We start from the raw sequence: 17,359 nt of genomic DNA, 5'->3' as shown, positions 1-17,359 counted from the left end.
CCCGTCCCGAAGATGCTGTCTGCGGTGGCACCGAACGGTACCCTTGGATGACGATTGATCTTCTCCCGGCAGTTCCCACCCCAGCGGGTTGGTCGCACCGCAGGGTTCTCGCATATTGTCCGCAGGCCGGATCAATGCGCCAAACGCGATCCCCCTGCCGGCTGAACCACGACCGGCTGGCGCCGGCAGGATCGGCGATGTGTTTTTCCAGGTATGAAGCACGATGTCTTCGGTAAACGCGCCGTTGGTCGTCGAGAACTACCCCCGGCCCCAATAACGTCGGCCCCGTAACGCTGGCGTAGCTGAGCGCATTCACGTTGGACCTTGTGGGAAGACCGCCCCTTCATCAGCCGCACCAGATCGCTCACCGCCAGCCCGGGCGGCACCGGCACGAACATATGGACATGATCCGCCGATAGCACATCCCGAATGATGTTGTCTCCCTTCTCGCAGCAAACCTGCCCGCAGATGTCCCGGGCGCGCAACCGAACGTCGCCCTGCAGCACCTTGCAGCGATACTTCGTCGAGCAGTCGATATGGTAGCGGTGATAGAAAAGCAGGGGCTACCCGAAAGCGGTCAGACGGAATTTCTGTGGTTCTTGACCGACATGTCCGGCCTGCATTGCCGTCCGCCCCTCGACCGGACAGTCCCCTCTGCGCCGAAGCATGGGACTGAACCATTCGTCCCGCCGGCAATGCTCGGGCGTTTTGCCCTGGACGTTTCACCCTTCCCGGCGAAATCCGGCATGCCGAACCGCGCAAATGGCTCTGCCGGCCCGAACCCCGGCGAACAGAAGTTTCCGGGTTCCCGCAGATCGCCAAAGGCACAGTCCGGTCGAACCGCTGGGAGTGCCCTTGTGCCGGTTCACGTCGGGTCTGCCCTTTTCAGACGCGTCATTCGGTGGCAGGGTGAGCCCATGCATTGACCGTTCTGCAAGGGCGGCCAATCTGCTGACTGCTACATTAATAAAAAAAAGTCCGAACAACTTGGGAGAAAAGAATGACTCTGAAATCATATCTGGCGGCCGGTGCGACGGCGCTGGCACTCTGTGCCGGATCCGCCTCGGCGCAGGCGCTTGTCTATTGTTCCGAGGGATCGCCCGAAGGCTTTGACCCGGCCCTGTACACCGCCGGCACCACTTTTGATGCCTCGAGCCATCCGATCTACAACCGGCTGGCGGAATTCAAGGTCGGCACCACCGAAGTGATCCCCGGGCTGGCCGAAAGCTGGGAAGTATCCGACGACGGGCTGACCGTGACATTCAATCTGCGCAAGGGCGTCAAATTCCATTCGAATGCGAATTTCACCCCGACCCGCGATTTCAATGCCGACGACGTGCTGTTCTCGTTTGACCGGCAGGGCAACCCGGACCACCCCTACCATAAGGTATCCGGCGGCACCTGGGAGTATTTCGGCGGCATGTCGATGCCGGATCTGATCAAGAGCATCGAAAAGGTCGACGATCACACCGTCAAGTTCCACCTGAACCGTCCCGAAGCGCCCTTTGTCGCGAACATGGCAATGGATTTCGCCAGCATCGTTTCAGCTGAATACGGACAGGCGATGATGGATGCGGGCACGCCGGAACTGCTGAACCAGGCACCGATCGGCACCGGTCCGTTCATTTTCCAAGCCTATCAGAAGGACGCGGTGATCCGCTATCTGCGCAACGACGCCTATTGGGGCGAGCCGGCGCGCGTCGAGGCGCTGATCTTTGCCATCACGCCGGATGCGAGCGTGCGCTATCAAAAGGTTCAGGCGGGCGAATGTCATGTCATGGCCTATCCGAACCCGGCCGATATCTCCGACATGAAGGCCAATGAGAGCATCGTGGTGATGGAGCAGGAAGGGTTGAATGTCGGGTATCTGGCCTACAACACCACCCTGCCGCCCTATGACAATCCCAAGGTGCGCAAGGCGCTGAACATGGCGATCGACAAGCAGGCGATTATCGACGTGGTGTTTCAGGGCTCGGGACAGATCGCCAAGAATCCGATCCCGCCGACCATGTGGTCCTATAACGACGCGATCGTGGACGATCCCCATGACCCCGAAGCGGCCAAGGCAATGCTGGAAGCCGAAGGCGTGTCGGACCTGACGCTCAAGATCTGGGCGATGCCGGTGCAGCGCCCCTATAACCCGAACGCGCGGCGCATGGCCGAGTTGATGCAGGCGGATTTCGCCAAGATCGGCGTGAACGTGGAAATCGTCTCCTATGAGTGGGGCGAGTATCTCAGCCGTTCGCGGGAACTGGACCGCGACGGCGCGGTGCTGCTGGGCTGGACCGGTGACAATGGCGATCCGGACAACTTTCTGGCGGTTCTGCTGGGCTGTGACGGGCGCGAAAACTCGAATCGGGCGCAATGGTGCCATCAGCCCTTTGAGGATCTGATCCAAAAGGCAAAGGTCCTGCCGACCCAGGCCGAGCGCCAGCCCTTGTATGAACAGGCGCAGGTCGTGTTCAAGGAACAGGCCCCCTGGGCCACCATCGCGCATTCCGTGGTCTACATGACCATGCGGCCCGAGGTGGACAATTATGTGGTGCATCCGCTGGGCGGCCACATCTTCAACGCCGTCGGACTGAAGTAAAACCTGTTTCGGGGCAGCCAAATCAGGCCGCCCCGATTTCCCGAATCTGAAAGGCCCAGCCGTGTCGCAGTCTGTTTCCGACCGCTTGACCGACTATGCCCGGGTCGCCGCCGATCTTGGTGTCGATGCGGTGGCGCTGGTGCCCGGCCCGAATTTCACCCGGGCGCTGAATCGCTCTTTCATGAGCCACGAACGTCCCTTTCTGCTGGTGATTCCGGCCACCGGTCCGGCGGCGGCACTGGTCCCCAATCTGGAATTACGCAGTTGGGATCTGGTGGGGTTTGACGGCGCGGTGTTCGACTGGCGCGATCAGGACGGCTATGATGCGGCCTTTGCCGCCCTGCTGGCGCATCTGTCGATCACATCGCTGGCGGTCGAAGGTCAGGTGATGCGGGTCTTTGTGCATCACGCGCTGAAGGCCGCCCAACCCGACCTGCGCATCATCGATGGAGAACGCGCCATTTCAGGGCTGCGGATGATCAAGACACCCGAGGATATCGCGGCCCTGCGCGCTGCCATCGCCATTTCCGAACGCGCTCTGACGCGCACGCTAGACAGCGTGCGCATCGGACAGACCGAGACGCAGATCGAACAGGTGCTGATCCAGTCGCTGTTCGCCGAAGGCGCCCAGGACCTGGCCTTTGCGCCCATTGTCGCGGCCGGCGACAATTCGGCCCGGCCCCATGCCCATGCCCGCGCGGATTACGCGGTGCAGGCGGGCGATGCCCTGTTGCTGGATTTCGGCGCCCGCAAGGACGGATTCGCCGCCGACATCACCCGCACCGTTTTCCTGGGCCATGCCGATGACGAGGCGTGCGCAGTCTATGACACCGTTCTGCAGGCCAATCTGCGCGGCCATGCGGTGACCCGCGCCGGCGTGACGGCGCACCAGATCGACGATGCGGTGACGACCGTGCTGGAACAATCGCCATTTGCCGACCGCGTCCGCACGAAAACCGGCCACGGGTTGGGGCGCGACGTGCACGAAGCCCCCTATATCGTGCGTGGCAACCACATGCCGTTGCCTGCGGGCACGGTCTATACGAATGAGCCTGGCCTCTATGCAATCGGCAAATTTGGCGTCAGGATCGAAGACGATGTCCTGGTTACCGAGGACGCCTGCCTGTCGCTGACCACGTTTCCGAAGGAGCTGACGATCCTGCCATGTTGAAATATCTTGGTTCACGACTGCTGACCTTTGTCCCGACCTTTATCGGCGTGGCTCTGATTTCCTTTGCCTTCATCAGAGTGCTGCCGGGCGATCCGATCATCGTCATGGCCGGTGAACGCGGCCTGACCGAAGAACGGTATCAGGAGCTGACCCGGCAATTCGGCTTTGACCGTCCGGTCTATGCGCAATTCTGGGATTACCTCACCGGAATTCTGCAGGGCGACCTGGGCAATTCCTTCGTGACCAAGCGCCCAGTCTGGGACGAGTTCTTTTCCCTGTTCCCGGCAACCCTGGAATTGTCCATCTGCGCCATGGTTTTCGCCGTGGTTCTGGGGCTGCCTGCCGGTGTGATCGCGGCCGTCAACCGCGGCAAATTCTTTGACCGCGCGCTGATGTCCACCGCTTTGGTCGGCTATTCGATGCCGATCTTCTGGTGGGCGCTGCTGCTGATCATCGTGTTTTCCGGCAATCTGCAATGGACGCCGGTCTCTGGCCGCATCGACCTCGTGTACTATTTTCCCGACGCCACCGGGTTCATGCTGATCGACAGTCTGGCATCGGGCCAAAGCGGCGCCTTTGCATCAGCGGTGCGCCATCTCTTGTTGCCAACGATCGTGCTGGGCACCATCCCGCTGGCGGTGATCGCGCGCCAGACCCGCTCGGCGATGCTGGAAGTCCTGGGCGAAGACTATATCCGGACGGCCCGCGCCAAGGGACTGACACCGGGCCGGATCAACGGGATCCATGCCCTGCGAAATGCGCTGATTCCGGTAATCACGGTGATCGGTCTGTCGGTCGGCACGCTTTTGGCGGGCGCGATCCTGACCGAAACGATTTTCAGCTGGCCCGGCATCGGAAAATGGATGGTCGACAGCATCTTTCGCCGGGACTACCCGGTGGTCCAGGGCGGCCTGTTGATGATTGCCCTCATCGTAATGCTGGTGAACCTCACGGTCGACGTTCTCTATGGCGTCATCAACCCGAAAATCAGGAAGAACTAAATGACCGATACGCTGTCTTCCGACCCTGAAACGACGGTGGAACGCCCCAGCCGCCTGCGCGAATTCTGGTACTACTTTCAGGAGAACCGCGGCGCCGTCTTTGGCCTGTGGGTGTTCATCGCCTTCATCATCATTGCCGCATTCGCACCGCTGCTTGCGCCTTATGATCCGACCGAGCAGTTCCGCGAACACGCCCTGCAGCCGCCGGCATGGCAGGAGGGGGGCAGCTGGGCGTTCCCGCTGGGCACCGACCCGCTGGGCCGGGATATGCTGTCGCGTCTGATCGAAGGCGCGCGGTTCTCGTTCTTTGTCGGCGTTGTCGTGGTGGCCGTGGCCGCCACCGGCGGCATTCTGATCGGGTTGATCGCCGGGTTCGCGCCAAAATGGCTGGACAGCGTGATCATGCGGATCATGGATATCGTGCTGGCCTTCCCGTCCCTGCTGCTGGCGCTGGTGCTGGTGGCGATCCTGGGTCCCAGTCTGACCAACGCGCTGATTGCCATCGCCATCGTGCAGCAGCCGCATTACGTGCGCCTGACCCGCGCCAGCATCATGTCCGAACGGCAGAAGGACTATGTCACCTCGGCCCGTGTGGCGGGCGCCGGCCAGTTGCATCTGATGTTCATCACCGTTCTGCCCAATTGCCTGGCGCCGATCATCGTGCAGGGGGCGCTGTCTTTTTCCAGCGCCATTCTGGATGTTGCGGCGCTGGGCTTTCTCGGCATGGGCGCCCAGCCGCCGACCCCGGAATGGGGCACCATGCTGGCCGAAGCCCGCGAGTTCATCCTGCGCGCCTGGTGGGTCGTGACCTTTCCCGGCCTGACCATCCTGATCACCGTTCTGGCGATCAACCTGATGGGCGACGGGTTGCGTGATGCGCTTGATCCGAAACTGAAGCGGAGTTGATCCGATGAGCCTGCTGCGCATTCGCAATCTCAGTGTCGATTTCACGACCGCCTCGGGCCAGTTCCGGGCCGTGGATGCGGTCGATGTCGATGTCGATACCGGCGATATCCTGGCAATCGTCGGGGAATCCGGCTCGGGGAAATCGGTGTCGATGCTGGCCCTGATGGGGTTGTTGCCCTGGACGGCGACGATCACCGCCGACGAGATGCTGTTTGACGGTCACGACCTCGGCACCCTGACCGCGGCGGCACGGCGCAGAATCGTCGGCAAGGATCTGTCGATGATCTTTCAGGAACCGATGTCCTCGCTGAACCCCTGTTTCACCGTCGGCTGGCAGATCAAGGAGGCGCTGCGCTATCACCTCGGGCTGGACCGCGCCGCGCGCCATGCACGCGCCATCGAACTGTTCGAACAGGTCGGCATCCCGGCCCCGGAAAAACGCCTGTCGTCCTTTCCGCACCAGATGTCCGGCGGCATGAACCAGCGGGTGATGATCGCCATGGCCATTGCCTGCCGTCCCAAGCTGTTGATTGCCGACGAACCGACCACGGCGCTGGACGTGACCATCCAGGCGCAGATCCTCGATCTGCTGATCAGCCTGCGCGACGACGCCGGCATGGGCCTGGTGCTGATCACCCATGACATGGGCGTTGTGGCGGAAACCGCCGAGCGGGTCAGCGTGCAATATGCCGGCCAGAAGATCGAAGAGCAGCCGGTGACGGACCTGTTCGAAAGGCCGCACCATCCCTATACGGCGGCGCTGCTCAGCGCCTTGCCGGAACGCGCCACCGAAAAGCTGCTGCCGACGATCCCCGGCGTGGTGCCCGGCCAGTTCGACAGGCCCAGGGGCTGTCTGTTCTCGCCGCGCTGCAAATTCGCCGATGCGAAATGCAAGGCCGAACCGCCCAGGCCGCAAAGCGATGCCATGGGCCGCGCCCGTTGCCACTATCCGCTGAACGGTGACGAAAGGATTGCTTCATGACTCAGCCCGTGATGAGTGCCAAGGCGCTGGCCCGCCATTATGACGTCGGCGGCGGTCTTTTCGCCAAACCGCAGGTGCTGCGCGCGGTGCAGCGGGTGGATTTCAATCTCTATGCCGGCAAGACCCTGGCGGTGGTCGGTGAATCCGGCTGTGGCAAGTCCACCCTGGCCCGCATGGTCACGATGATCGAGGAGCCGACCTCGGGACAACTGCTGCTGGACGGCAAGCCGGTGGTTCGCGAAGGCTGGCCGGAATTGCGCACCTCGGTGCAGATCGTGTTTCAGGATCCGTATGGGTCGCTCAATCCGCGGCAGCGGATCGGCACCATCCTGATGGAACCCCTCGCCATCAACCGCCGCGATCTCAAAGCTGCAGAGCGCGAGGAAAAGGCGCGAGATATCCTGCGTCTGGTTGGGCTGCGCCCGGAACATTTCGACCGGTATCCGCACATGTTCTCGGGCGGGCAGCGTCAGCGTATCGCGGTTGCCCGGGCGCTGATGCTGGACCCCAAGGTGCTTGTGCTGGACGAACCGGTCTCGGCGCTGGACGTGTCGATCCAGTCGGCGATCCTGAACCTGCTGGTCGAGCTGCAGGATCGCCTGGGCCTGGCCTATCTGTTCATCAGCCACGATCTGAGCGTCGTGCGCCACGTCTCGGACGACATCATCGTCATGTATCTGGGACAGGCCGTCGAAACCGGCTCTAAGGACGCGGTCTTCGCTGCGCCCAAACACCCCTATACCAAGGCACTGCTGTCAGCGACTCCGCGGGCCGACCCGACCGGCGCGAAGGAACGGATCAAACTGACCGGCGAGTTGCCCTCGCCGCTGGCGAACTTGCCCGGCTGTCCGTTTGCGCCTCGCTGCTGGAAGGTTCAGGATATCTGTCGGGCCGAGCGCCCGGCACTGGGCGACACGCCCCATGCCGCCGCCTGCCATTTTCCAATGGAATGATCCGCGCCATGGCGGCAATCAGGCCCCGGCGTCCCCGGGCTGGAACGGTGCCGAGTCCAGTTCCGCCTGGATATCGTCATCCAGCGGCGTGCCGAAACTGTTCAGGATGAACCCAAGAGTGCTGTAAAACCCGACCGTCGCCATCAGGTCAAAGACCCCCTTGGTCCCGACCGCCCGGGTCAGCGACTGCACCGTTGCCCGAGTCAGACCGCCGGCATCGTACAATTCGTCCACGGCCTGCGCCAGCACCGCATCCTCGGGCGGCATCGCCGCTACCGGACCGCGAATCCGGTCGATGCGGGCGTCGCCCAAGCCGTATTTTCTCCCGCGCACCACATGCTGATGCCATTCATAGCTGGATCCCAGCCGATGCCCGGTGCGCAGAATGACGACCTCGGTGCGCTGACGCCCCAGAACGTTCCGGTTGACCACATGTTCGCGCAGATCGGTCCAGGCCCGCAGCAGATCGGGATGATGCGCCATGGTGCGATAGACATTCAGACCGCCGGCAAAGCCGCCCAGCATGTCGGCAATGTCCTCGGGCCAGTCCGCGTCCGAAATCGGTTCAAGTGCAACCTCGTCTGTCATCTGAGGCCCCTCCTCATGCGCGTTGTTCCAGACCGGCCTCGATCAAGGGCAGATCGAACGGTTCGAAACTGGAGGCCCGTGAGCGCCGCCAGCGCATGAGATAGCCGAATTCATCCTCTTCTTCGCGCAGCAGAAAGCCCTCGGGCAGATAGGGGTAGATCTCGTCGCCCGTGACCATGTCGCGGTCGCTTTCCCGCGTGATCAGGTGATGCGGCAGGAACTCGCCAGGGTGATCCAGCCCGGCCGCACCGGTCATTTCCGCCAGCGCATGCATGGTGTTGCGGTGAAACCGGTATACCCGCTCGGATTTCCGGGTGACATCGACGGCGCGCTGACGCAGCGGATCCTGCGTGGCGACGCCGACCGGGCATTCGTTGGTGTGGCAGGCCTGTGCCTGAATGCAGCCGATCGCGAACATGAACCCGCGCGCCGAGTTCGCCCAGTCCGCCCCCAGCGCCAGCGCCTTGGCAATGTCAAAGGATGTCACCAGCTTGCCCGACGCGCCCAGCTTGACCTGGCTGCGCAGCCCCGCACCGCGCAATGCGTTGTGGGCAAAGGTCAATCCTTCGACCAGCGGCATGCCCATATGGTTGGCAAACTCCAGCGGCGCCGCACCGGTGCCGCCCTCTTTGCCGTCGACGACAATGAAATCAGGCACGATCTTTGTTTCGAGCATCGCCTTGATGATACACATGAATTCGCGGCGGTGGCCGATGCACAACTTGAACCCCACCGGTTTTCCATGGGCGTTGTCGCGCAGTTTCTTGATGAACTGCATCATCTCGATCGGGGTTGTGAATTCCGGGTGCGAGGCCGGCGACAGGCAATCCTGGCCCATCGGAATATCCCGTGCCTCGGCGATCTCGGGGGTGATCTTGGATGCCGGCAACACCCCGCCATGACCCGGCTTGGCGCCCTGGCTCAGCTTGAGCTCGATCATCTTGACCTGCGGGTGCCCGGCCTGTTTTCGGAACTTGTCGACATCGAACCGCCCGCTATCGGTGCGGCAGCCGAAATAGCCCGACCCGACTTCATAGATCAGGTCGCCACCGCCCTCGCGGTGATACCGGCTGACGCCGCCCTCGCCGGTGTCGTGCGCAAAGCCGCCCTTTTTTGCGCCAATATTCAGGGCCAGAATGGCATTGGCGGACAACGACCCGAAACTCATTGCGGAAATGTTGTAGATCGAGGCTTCATAGGGTTTCTTGCATTCGGGCCCACCGATGGTGACACGGAAATCTTCGTTGGCGATCTTTTTCGGCACCACGGAATGGGTCAGCCATTCATAGCCGGAATCATAAACCCGCATCCGGGTCCCGAACGGGCGCTTGTCCTCGACCCCCTTGGCGCGCTGATAGACGATCGATCGCTTGTCGCGCGAAAACGGTTCCTCGTCCTGATCGTTTTCGATCAGATATTGCCGGATCTCGGGCCGGATACCCTCGAACAGGAACCGCATGTGGCCGATCACCGGATAGTTTCGCAGGATCGAATGTCGGGGTTGCAGCACATCATACGTGCCCAGAGCCGCCAGAAACCCGAAAATCGCCAGCGGAAAGACGAACCACCAACTGAACATCAGGCCAAACAGGGACAGGATGGCAAAGACCACTGTCCCGGCGAATACCGTGAAACGCGCCATCGGAAATCTCCTCTGCGATTGTCAGATCACCGCCGTGATCGCCTGGTCCAGTTTGTCGGTCAGTTCGTCCAGCTGCGCATCCTCGATGATGAAGGGCGGCGCCAGCAGGATATGATCGCCCTGACGCCCGTCGATGGTCCCCGACATCGGATAGCAGACCAGCCCGGCCTGGAATGCCGCCTTCTTGATTTTCCCGGCAACCCCCAGGCCCGGATCGAACGGCGCCTTGGTCTCGCGGTCGGCCACCAGTTCGATACCGCGAAACAGCCCGCGGCCGCGCAGATCGCCAACATTGGGATGCTGGCCGAACCGGTCCACAAGACGTTGATGCAGCTTGTCGCCCTGCGCGCGCACCCTGGGCAGCAGGCCGCGATCCTGGATCGCCGACACCACCGCCAGACCGGCGGCCGCAGCAGCCGGATGGCCGATATAGGTATGGCCGTGCTGGAAAAAGCCCGAACCATCGGCAATCGTGTCATAGATTTCGGCGCTGCACAGCATCGCGCCAATCGGTTGATATCCAGCCCCCAACCCTTTGGCGATACAGGCGATATCAGGTTCTACCCCGTCCTGTTCACAGGCAAACATCGTGCCGGTGCGGCCCATGCCGCACATCACCTCGTCTAGAATCAGCAACACGCCATACCGATCGCAGATCTCGCGGATCCGTTTGAAATAGCCAGGCGCCGGCGCCAGCGCCCCGGCGGTTGCCCCGACCACCGGTTCCGCCATAAAGGCCATCACGGTGTCCGGCCCCAGCCGTTGGATCTCCTCTTCCAGCGCGTCAGCAGCACGGCGGCCATATTCCTCGGCGCTTTCATCGTCCCGACGCAGCCGGTATTCGTAGCACGGGTCGATATGGCTGACATCCAGCAGCAGCGGCCCGAACTGCGCGCGGCGCCATTCGTTGCCGCCGGCCGACAGGGCGCCAATCGTGTTGCCGTGATAGCTTTGCTTGCGGGCGATCAGCTTGCCGCGCTGCGGCTCGCCTTTCTCCACCCAGTATTGCCGCGCCAGCTTGATCGCCGCCTCGGTGGCTTCGGAGCCGCCCGAGACGAAATAGACCCGGTCCAGCGCGCCGGGCGCGTGCGATATCAGCAGATCGGCCAGAGCTTCGGCAGGTTTCGAGGTGAAAAACCCGGTATGGGCAAAGGCCAGTTGGTCCAACTGGTCCTTGATTGCGGCGGTAATATCCGGATCGCCATGGCCCAGACAAGACACCGCCGCCCCGCCCGAGCCGTCGAGATAACGTTTGCCCGTGCTGTCGATCAGGTAACAGCCCTCGCCGCCCACGGCGACCGGCGGATTCAGTTTCGCGTGTCGTGGAAATACATGCGACATGATACGGTCTCCTGCTGAAGTTTCGCTGTGACCGATGGCTCAGTGCCCCCCCCGGCCCGAACCACAAGCCTATCCGGAAAACCCGCTATGGCAAACGATCTTGATGAATTTTTCGGAACCGTCGCTGTGACGGGGCGCGCGGAAAACGCGCCCCGTCAGGATTTCGAACCCCGGCCATTCTGCGGGGCAACGATAATTTGGCGGTGCTCAGCCTGCCAGGGCGTCCGCCAGCGCGGCCTCGAAGATCGCCAGACCTTCTTCGATGACCGCATCCGACGCGGTCAGCGGGACCATAATGCGCAGGGCGTTGCCATGCATGCCGCAGGCCAGCAGGATCAGCCCGCGCTTGAGCGCATGCGCGATCACCGATTTGGTAAAGGCGGCATCCGGCGCGGCGGTTTCGAAATCGGTGACGAATTCCACCGCCAGCATCGCGCCCAGACCCCGGATGTCCCACATGCGATAGGGGGCCGTGCGCGCGCCGATCTCGGCAAAGCGGGCACGGAAGGTTTCACCCAGCGCCGTCGAACGGGCCAGCAAACCTTCGGAATCGATCGCCTCGATGGCCGCCAGCGCGGCGGCACAGGCCACCGGGTTGCCGCCATAGGTGCCGCCCAGTCCGCCGGGTTCCAGCGCGTCCATCACGTCGGCCCGGCCGATGACACCGGCAATCGGATAGCCGCCGGCCATGGATTTCGCCACGGTGATCAGGTCCGGCGCAACGCCGGAATGCTCGATCGCAAACCAGGTGCCGGTGCGCCCGAACCCGGCCTGGATTTCATCAGAGATAAGCAGGATGCCGTGCTTGTCGCAGATCGCCCGCAGCGCCTGCCACATCTCGGCGGGAACCGGATGATACCCGCCCTCGCCCAGCACCGGCTCCAGGATGATCGCGGCGACGCGCGACGGATCGGCATCGGTCAGCATCAGGGTTTCCAGCGCCTTCAGCGCGTCCTGGACGGTGACGCCGGCACGTGCATCCGGGAACGGCGCACGGTAGATATCCGACGGGAAGGGTCCGACGTCCTTCTTGTAGGGCGTCACCTTGCCGGTCAGGCCCAGCGTCATGATCGTGCGGCCGTGATAGCCGCCGGAAAACGCGATGATGCCGGGCCGACCGGTTGCGGCACGGGCGATCTTGACGGCGTTCTCGACGGCTTCGGCCCCGGTGGTCACCAGCAGGGTCTTTTTGGCGAAATCGCCCGGCGCCAGCGCGTTCAGCTTTTCCGCCAGCGCGACATAGGGTTCGTAGGGAACGACCTGAAAACTGGTATGGGTGTACAGATCTTCCTGCGCCTTGGCGGCTGCGATCACCTTGGGGTGCCGGTGGCCGGTATTCAAGACTGCGATGCCGCCGGCGAAATCGATATAGCGGCGACCTTCGACATCCCACAATTCGGCGTTCTCGGCCCGGGCGGCAAACACCGGCGCGGCCGAGGCGACCCCGCGCGGCACGGCTGCTTCGCGCCGTGCCAGCAATGTCGCATTGTCAGTCCCGCTTGCGGCCTCTGCCTGCGATGCGGTCGCCGCGGCGGCGTCGGCGGCAACGGCAGCAGCTTTGGAGGCCACCGTTTTCGGCGCGGCTTTGGGCTTTGCCTTGGATGTGGTGCGGCGCGGCTTGGCCTTGCTGGCCGTCGCCTTGGCGGGCGCGGCCTTGGATGTCGGCGTCTTGCCGGCGATGTCGTCGGTGGTTTTGCTGGATTTGGTCGTTGTGGTCATCGGTCGCTCCGGCTCAGAATGGCGTTTGATCAGTATTATAATATCTCGCTTAATATTGTTGTCAATAATCTCATACCTCTGACCCCTGCCGCCAGCGACCCAAGGGCCTCCCCCATCCAATCGTCTGTTTTCAAGGGATAACAGCAATTGACCTTTTGTTCGTATTTGCGTTTAATATTTAAATCACGAAACAACTCGGGTCGAGACAGGTGGATATCGGCGGCAGACTCAGGATGATGCGGGAATCGCGCGGTCTGACCCAGCGCGATCTGGCAGCGCGGGCCGGTCTGACCAATGGCGCCATCTCTCTGATCGAGCAGAACAAGAGCAGCCCCTCGGTCGCCTCGCTGAAACGTCTGCTGGACGCGATACCGATGACGATGTGCGAGTTCTTCTCGGAGTTCGAAGAAAACGGCGCGGACAAGTATTTTTATGGTGCCGATGAACTGATCGAGCTTTCGCCGCAGGACATCGGTATGGGCGACGGTGCCGCGCGGGTCTCGCTGCGCCAGGTCGGCGACGCCTCGCGGCACAGCCTGCAGATTCTGCATGAGGTCTATCCCCCCGGCGCCGACACCGGCCCCGATCTGATCAGCCACGAGGGCGAAGAGGGCGGAATCGTGATTTCCGGCATCATCGAGGTGACGGTCGACGATCAGGTGCGGGTGCTGAACCCCTGGGACGGCTATCTCTTCGACAGCCGCCTGCCCCACCGGTTCCGCAATATCGGCGCAGAGGATTGCGTTATCGTCAGTGCGGGTACGCCGCCGACTTTCTGACCTTCGTTCCATGCAGAACGGATACCGCATGCCCGAAATTTTTTAGCGGCTGAGCCCCTCGGGCACGTTTCCGTTGATCCACGTCATATCTGACCCCGGGTCTTTGTCATAAAATCTTTACATTCCACACATCGCGGGAACACCCGCGTTTTGCCCGGTCATGCTTGGGCAAAGCGCCAGGTTTGTGGATCATCTCACAGGGGGGACGACTTTGAAGATTAAGGATTATCTCAAGATCGAACGCGCAACCGACATCAGCCGCAGCGAAGTGGGGCGGCTGGGTACGGCGATATTGTTTGTTGTTGCGGTCATGATCTATACCGGCACCCAGTTCGGTCACGTCGAACAGGCCTATCTGCTGATCGCCGCCGCGGTGATCGGTGCCTATATGGCGCTGAATATCGGCGCCAATGACGTTGCCAACAATGTCGGACCCGCAGTCGGATCCTTTGCCATGTCGATGACGATGGCCATCGTCATCGCTGCGGTGTTCGAGGCCGGGGGCGCCATCATCGCCGGCGGCGACGTGGTGAAGACCGTGAAAAAGGGTATCATCGACCCGGCCGACATCGCCAATGTCGATACCTTTGTCTGGGTCATGATGGGGGCGCTGCTGGGCGCCGCGATCTGGCTGAACGCGGCGACATGGATCGGTGCACCAGTCTCGACAACCCATTCGATCGTCGGCGGTGTCATGGGCGCGGGTATCGCCGCTGCGGGATGGGACATCGTCAACTGGGACGCGATGGCCAAGATCGCCGCCAGTTGGGTGATCTCGCCGGTGACCGGCGGCATCATAGCCGCGCTGTCCCTGTTCACCCTGAAAAAACTGGTCTTCTTCAAGGAAGATCCTCTGGCCGCGGCGCAAAAAGTCGTGCCCTACATGATCGCGATCATGGCCTGGGCCTTTACCACCTATCTGGCGCTGAAGGGCATCAAAAAGGTGTTTCCGGTGTCATTTCCAATGGCGGTGACAGCCGGTCTGGCGGTCGCCGTCGTGACGCTGTTGCTGGTGGGGCCGGTGATCCGCAAGGCGGCGCCCAGGCTGACGCCGGACCGCGACGGCGTGAACCGGCTGTTCACGATACCGTTGATTTTTGCCGCCGCCCTGCTCAGCTTTGCCCATGGCGCCAATGATGTGGCCAACGCGGTGGGGCCACTGGCCGGCGTGGTCGATGTGCTGACCGAAGGCGAAGGCGGCGGCAAGGTGGCGATCCCGATCTGGGTGATGGTCATCGGCGCGCTGGGCATCTCGGTCGGGCTGGCCCTGTTCGGCCCGAAACTGATCCGTACCGTCGGCTCGGAAATCACCGAACTGGATCGGTCCAGGGCGTTCTGCATTGCCCTGGCGGCAGCGATCACGGTGATCATCGCCAGCCAGTTGGGCATGCCGATCAGTTCGACCCATGTGGCGTTGGGCGCGGTCTTTGGCGTCGGGTTCCTGCGCGAATTCCTGGAACAGCGCATGGGCCGGGTCGTCGAAAACGTTCTGTCCCGGCACGAGGGTGACCCGGACTTCCTGCAGGCCGAAAAGGTCCTGCGCGAATTCCAGAACGCCCCGCCCGAGGACAAGCTGCGCCTGCTAAACGCGCTCAAGGAAATGGGCCCCGAAGCGGTGATTTCCGCAGCCCAGCGCAAAGAGCTGCAAAAAGCGCTCAAGCGGCAACTGGTCAAGCGATCGTCCCTGCTCAAGATCGTGTCGGCCTGGATCATCACCGTTCCGATTTCGGCCTTTCTGGCCGCCCTGTTCTATTTCGTGCTGCGTGGCATGATGCTGCCCTAGGAGGCTGGTCCCTTGTTGATGAAAAAACTGCTTCTGCCGGTGATTCTGACGCTGCTGATCGTCAGTTTCTACGTCAGTCCAGACTTTCAGGAGATCGCCGCAGGCGTGGCGATCTTTCTGTTCGGCATGCTGATGCTGGAGGACGGGTTCCGCCTGTTCAGCGGCGGTTTCCTGGAAAGCGTGCTGGCCAGGGTCACCGGTTCGGTGACCCGCTCGCTGGGCTTCGGCGTCGTGGCCACCACCATCATGCAGTCCAGTTCGCTGGTCTCGGTGATCACCATCTCGTTTCTCAGTGCCGGGCTGATCACCCTGCTGGCCGGGGTGGGCATCATCTTTGGTGCCAATATCGGCACCACCACCGGCGCCTGGCTGGTGGCGGGCTTCGGACTCAAGGTCAAGATTTCGGCCTATGCCCTGCCGATGCTGGCAATCAGCATCGTGCTGGTGTTCCAGCGCAACAAATACGTGCGCGGGGCCGGCTATGTGCTGGCCGGGCTGGGGTTCCTGTTTCTCGGCATCCACTACATGAAAGAGGGATTCGAGGCCTTCAAGGATCAGTTCGACCTGTCGCGCTTTGCGATGACCGGTGTCGCCGGCTTGCTGGTCTATACCCTGGTCGGCGCGGCGGCGACCGTGGTGATGCAGTCCAGCCATGCCACCATGGTGCTGATCATCACCGCCCTGGCGGCGGGCCAGATCAGCTATGAGAACGCGCTGGCGCTGGCCATCGGCGCCAATATCGGCACGACCATCACTGCGATCATCGGATCCTTGACCGCCAATTATCAGGGCAAGCGGCTGGCACTGGCGCATCTGATCTTCAATGCGGTGACCGCCGGCGTGGCGCTGGCGCTGATCGCACCGATCCGCGACACCGTCGATTGGGTCAGCGCCGGCGTTGGCATCGCCGACACCGACTATGCGCTGAAGCTGGCGGTGTTTCACACCATTTTCAACATGCTGGGTGTGGTGTTGATGCTGCCTTTTCTGCGCCGTCTCATTGGCTTTCTCGAACACGTGATTGTCGAGCCTGTCGCCGATGTCAGCAAACCCAGATACCTGTCCGAAGCCGTGGACGAGTTTCCCGAAACCGTCGAGGTCGCGCTGGGAAAAGAGGTCAAACACCTGAGCGAAAATGCCATCGAACTGATTGCGCATGGCCTGAACCTGCATCGCCACGAGCTGTATGCCGCCGAGGATATCGCCACCACGGTCCGCGACAGCCGCCAGCCGGTCGAATTCGACATCGACGCGCGCTATGAACACCGGGTCAAGGTGCTGTATGCCGCCATCGTGGAATTCACCACCCGCACCGGCGCCAAGAACCTGCCAGAGCCGGTGATGAAACGGGTCTATGATCTGCGCGATGCGGCCGGGCGTCTTGTGCGGGCCGTCAAGGCGGTCAAACACCTGCGGCGCAATGCCAGCACCTATACAGCGCGGCCGCACGGGCGGATCAGTGAATTATACAACGGGCTGCGCGTCGAGATCGCCCGCATCCTGGTCGAGCTGCACAAGCTGGATCAGAGCGACCCGGCCGACCGCAGCAGCCTGTGGCTGGACGAAGAGCGCATCCAGATCAACAAGGACCGCAAGAACACGTTTCACCGGGTCGAAGCACTGATCCGCAGTGGCGAGATCGACGCCCAGACAGCCACCTCGTTTCTGAACGATTCCGGCTATGCCTATCGCGCCATGCGCGACCTGCTGGCGGCGGCCCGAATCTATTCGGTGCATACAGAGGGTCCCGAAGCAGAGGTGGAACGCATTCTGGCGCTGGACGAAGAGGAAATCGACGCCATTGCGGCCTCGGGCGCGGATACGCGCGCGCAAATGACACATCACTGATACCAAACGCCGTTACAGACCGGCGCCATGACATATTACGCAAGGAACACCGAACC

Annotated in this window: 13 protein-coding genes and 1 pseudogene; 9 read left to right on the top strand and 5 right to left on the bottom strand. The window is 62.2% G+C overall.

What is annotated here, in order from left to right:
- Positions 1-172: 172 nt before the first annotated feature.
- A pseudogene (tnpA, locus tag ACFMPD_RS05630) lies at positions 173-560 on the bottom strand (IS200/IS605 family transposase); the annotation flags it as partial.
- Positions 561-1,000: 440 nt separating this feature from the next.
- On the opposite strand from tnpA, the gene ACFMPD_RS05625 reads away from it, so the two are divergent.
- The 6 genes from ACFMPD_RS05625 (at position 1,001) to ACFMPD_RS05600 (ending at position 7,603) form a co-directional block, all read left to right on the top strand.
- On the top strand, positions 1,001-2,590 hold the full coding sequence (locus ACFMPD_RS05625) for an ABC transporter substrate-binding protein (protein WP_380992676.1): 1,590 nt from the start codon (positions 1,001-1,003) through the stop codon (positions 2,588-2,590).
- Between the two features lie 61 nt (positions 2,591-2,651).
- Positions 2,652-3,761 carry a M24 family metallopeptidase gene (locus ACFMPD_RS05620; protein WP_380992674.1) on the top strand — a complete coding sequence of 370 codons (1,110 nt, stop codon included), beginning with the start codon at positions 2,652-2,654 and terminating at the stop codon, positions 3,759-3,761.
- Positions 3,755-4,762 (top strand): ABC transporter permease subunit, encoded by a 1,008-nt coding sequence (locus tag ACFMPD_RS05615; RefSeq protein WP_380992672.1) that lies wholly within the window; start codon positions 3,755-3,757, stop codon positions 4,760-4,762. Before ACFMPD_RS05620 ends, ACFMPD_RS05615 begins: the two co-directional genes overlap by 7 nt.
- A complete protein-coding gene (locus ACFMPD_RS05610) occupies positions 4,763-5,668 on the top strand; it encodes an ABC transporter permease subunit (protein ID WP_380992670.1) in 906 nt (301 codons plus the stop codon).
- A gap of 4 nt (positions 5,669-5,672) precedes the next feature.
- Complete coding sequence (locus tag ACFMPD_RS05605) at positions 5,673-6,650, top strand: ABC transporter ATP-binding protein (protein WP_380992668.1); 978 nt, start codon at positions 5,673-5,675, stop codon at positions 6,648-6,650.
- Positions 6,647-7,603: an ABC transporter ATP-binding protein gene (locus ACFMPD_RS05600; protein WP_380992666.1), complete on the top strand. Its 957-nt coding sequence runs from the start codon at positions 6,647-6,649 to the stop codon at positions 7,601-7,603. The genes ACFMPD_RS05605 and ACFMPD_RS05600 overlap by 4 nt, the downstream gene beginning before the upstream one ends.
- An 18-nt stretch (positions 7,604-7,621) precedes the next feature.
- Here the strand turns inward: ACFMPD_RS05600 and ACFMPD_RS05595 are convergent, their stop codons facing one another.
- The 4 genes from ACFMPD_RS05595 to gabT form a co-directional block, all read right to left on the bottom strand.
- Positions 7,622-8,191: a carboxymuconolactone decarboxylase family protein gene (locus tag ACFMPD_RS05595; protein ID WP_380992664.1), complete on the bottom strand. Its 570-nt coding sequence runs from the start codon at positions 8,189-8,191 to the stop codon at positions 7,622-7,624.
- Between the two features lie 13 nt (positions 8,192-8,204).
- A complete protein-coding gene (locus tag ACFMPD_RS05590) occupies positions 8,205-9,833 on the bottom strand; it encodes an FMN-binding glutamate synthase family protein (protein WP_380992662.1) in 1,629 nt (542 codons plus the stop codon).
- Positions 9,834-9,854: 21 nt separating this feature from the next.
- The gene (locus tag ACFMPD_RS05585; RefSeq protein ID WP_380992660.1) at positions 9,855-11,174 is read right to left on the bottom strand and encodes an aspartate aminotransferase family protein; all 1,320 of its coding nucleotides are present in this window, start codon (positions 11,172-11,174) and stop codon (positions 9,855-9,857) included.
- A 207-nt stretch (positions 11,175-11,381) separates the two neighbouring features.
- On the bottom strand, positions 11,382-12,893 hold the full coding sequence (gabT, locus tag ACFMPD_RS05580; protein ID WP_380992658.1) for a 4-aminobutyrate--2-oxoglutarate transaminase: 1,512 nt from the start codon (positions 12,891-12,893) through the stop codon (positions 11,382-11,384).
- Positions 12,894-13,102: 209 nt separating this feature from the next.
- On the opposite strand from gabT, the gene ACFMPD_RS05575 reads away from it, so the two are divergent.
- The 3 genes from ACFMPD_RS05575 to ACFMPD_RS05565 all read left to right on the top strand — a co-directional run bounded on the left by ACFMPD_RS05575 (position 13,103) and on the right by ACFMPD_RS05565 (position 17,303).
- Positions 13,103-13,672 carry a cupin domain-containing protein gene (locus ACFMPD_RS05575; protein ID WP_380992656.1) on the top strand — a complete coding sequence of 190 codons (570 nt, stop codon included), beginning with the start codon at positions 13,103-13,105 and terminating at the stop codon, positions 13,670-13,672.
- 211 nt (positions 13,673-13,883) lie between these two features.
- Positions 13,884-15,455, top strand: coding sequence for an inorganic phosphate transporter (locus ACFMPD_RS05570; protein WP_380992654.1), 1,572 nt, complete (start codon positions 13,884-13,886; stop codon positions 15,453-15,455).
- Between the two features lie 18 nt (positions 15,456-15,473).
- Positions 15,474-17,303 carry a Na/Pi cotransporter family protein gene (locus tag ACFMPD_RS05565; protein ID WP_380992652.1) on the top strand — a complete coding sequence of 610 codons (1,830 nt, stop codon included), beginning with the start codon at positions 15,474-15,476 and terminating at the stop codon, positions 17,301-17,303.
- Positions 17,304-17,359: the final 56 nt, after the last annotated feature.

It is taken from the genome of Sedimentitalea sediminis, from assembly GCF_042687825.1.
In the GTDB taxonomy this organism is placed as follows: domain Bacteria; phylum Pseudomonadota; class Alphaproteobacteria; order Rhodobacterales; family Rhodobacteraceae; genus Sedimentitalea.
This window is presented reverse-complemented; position numbering and strand designations above follow the sequence as displayed.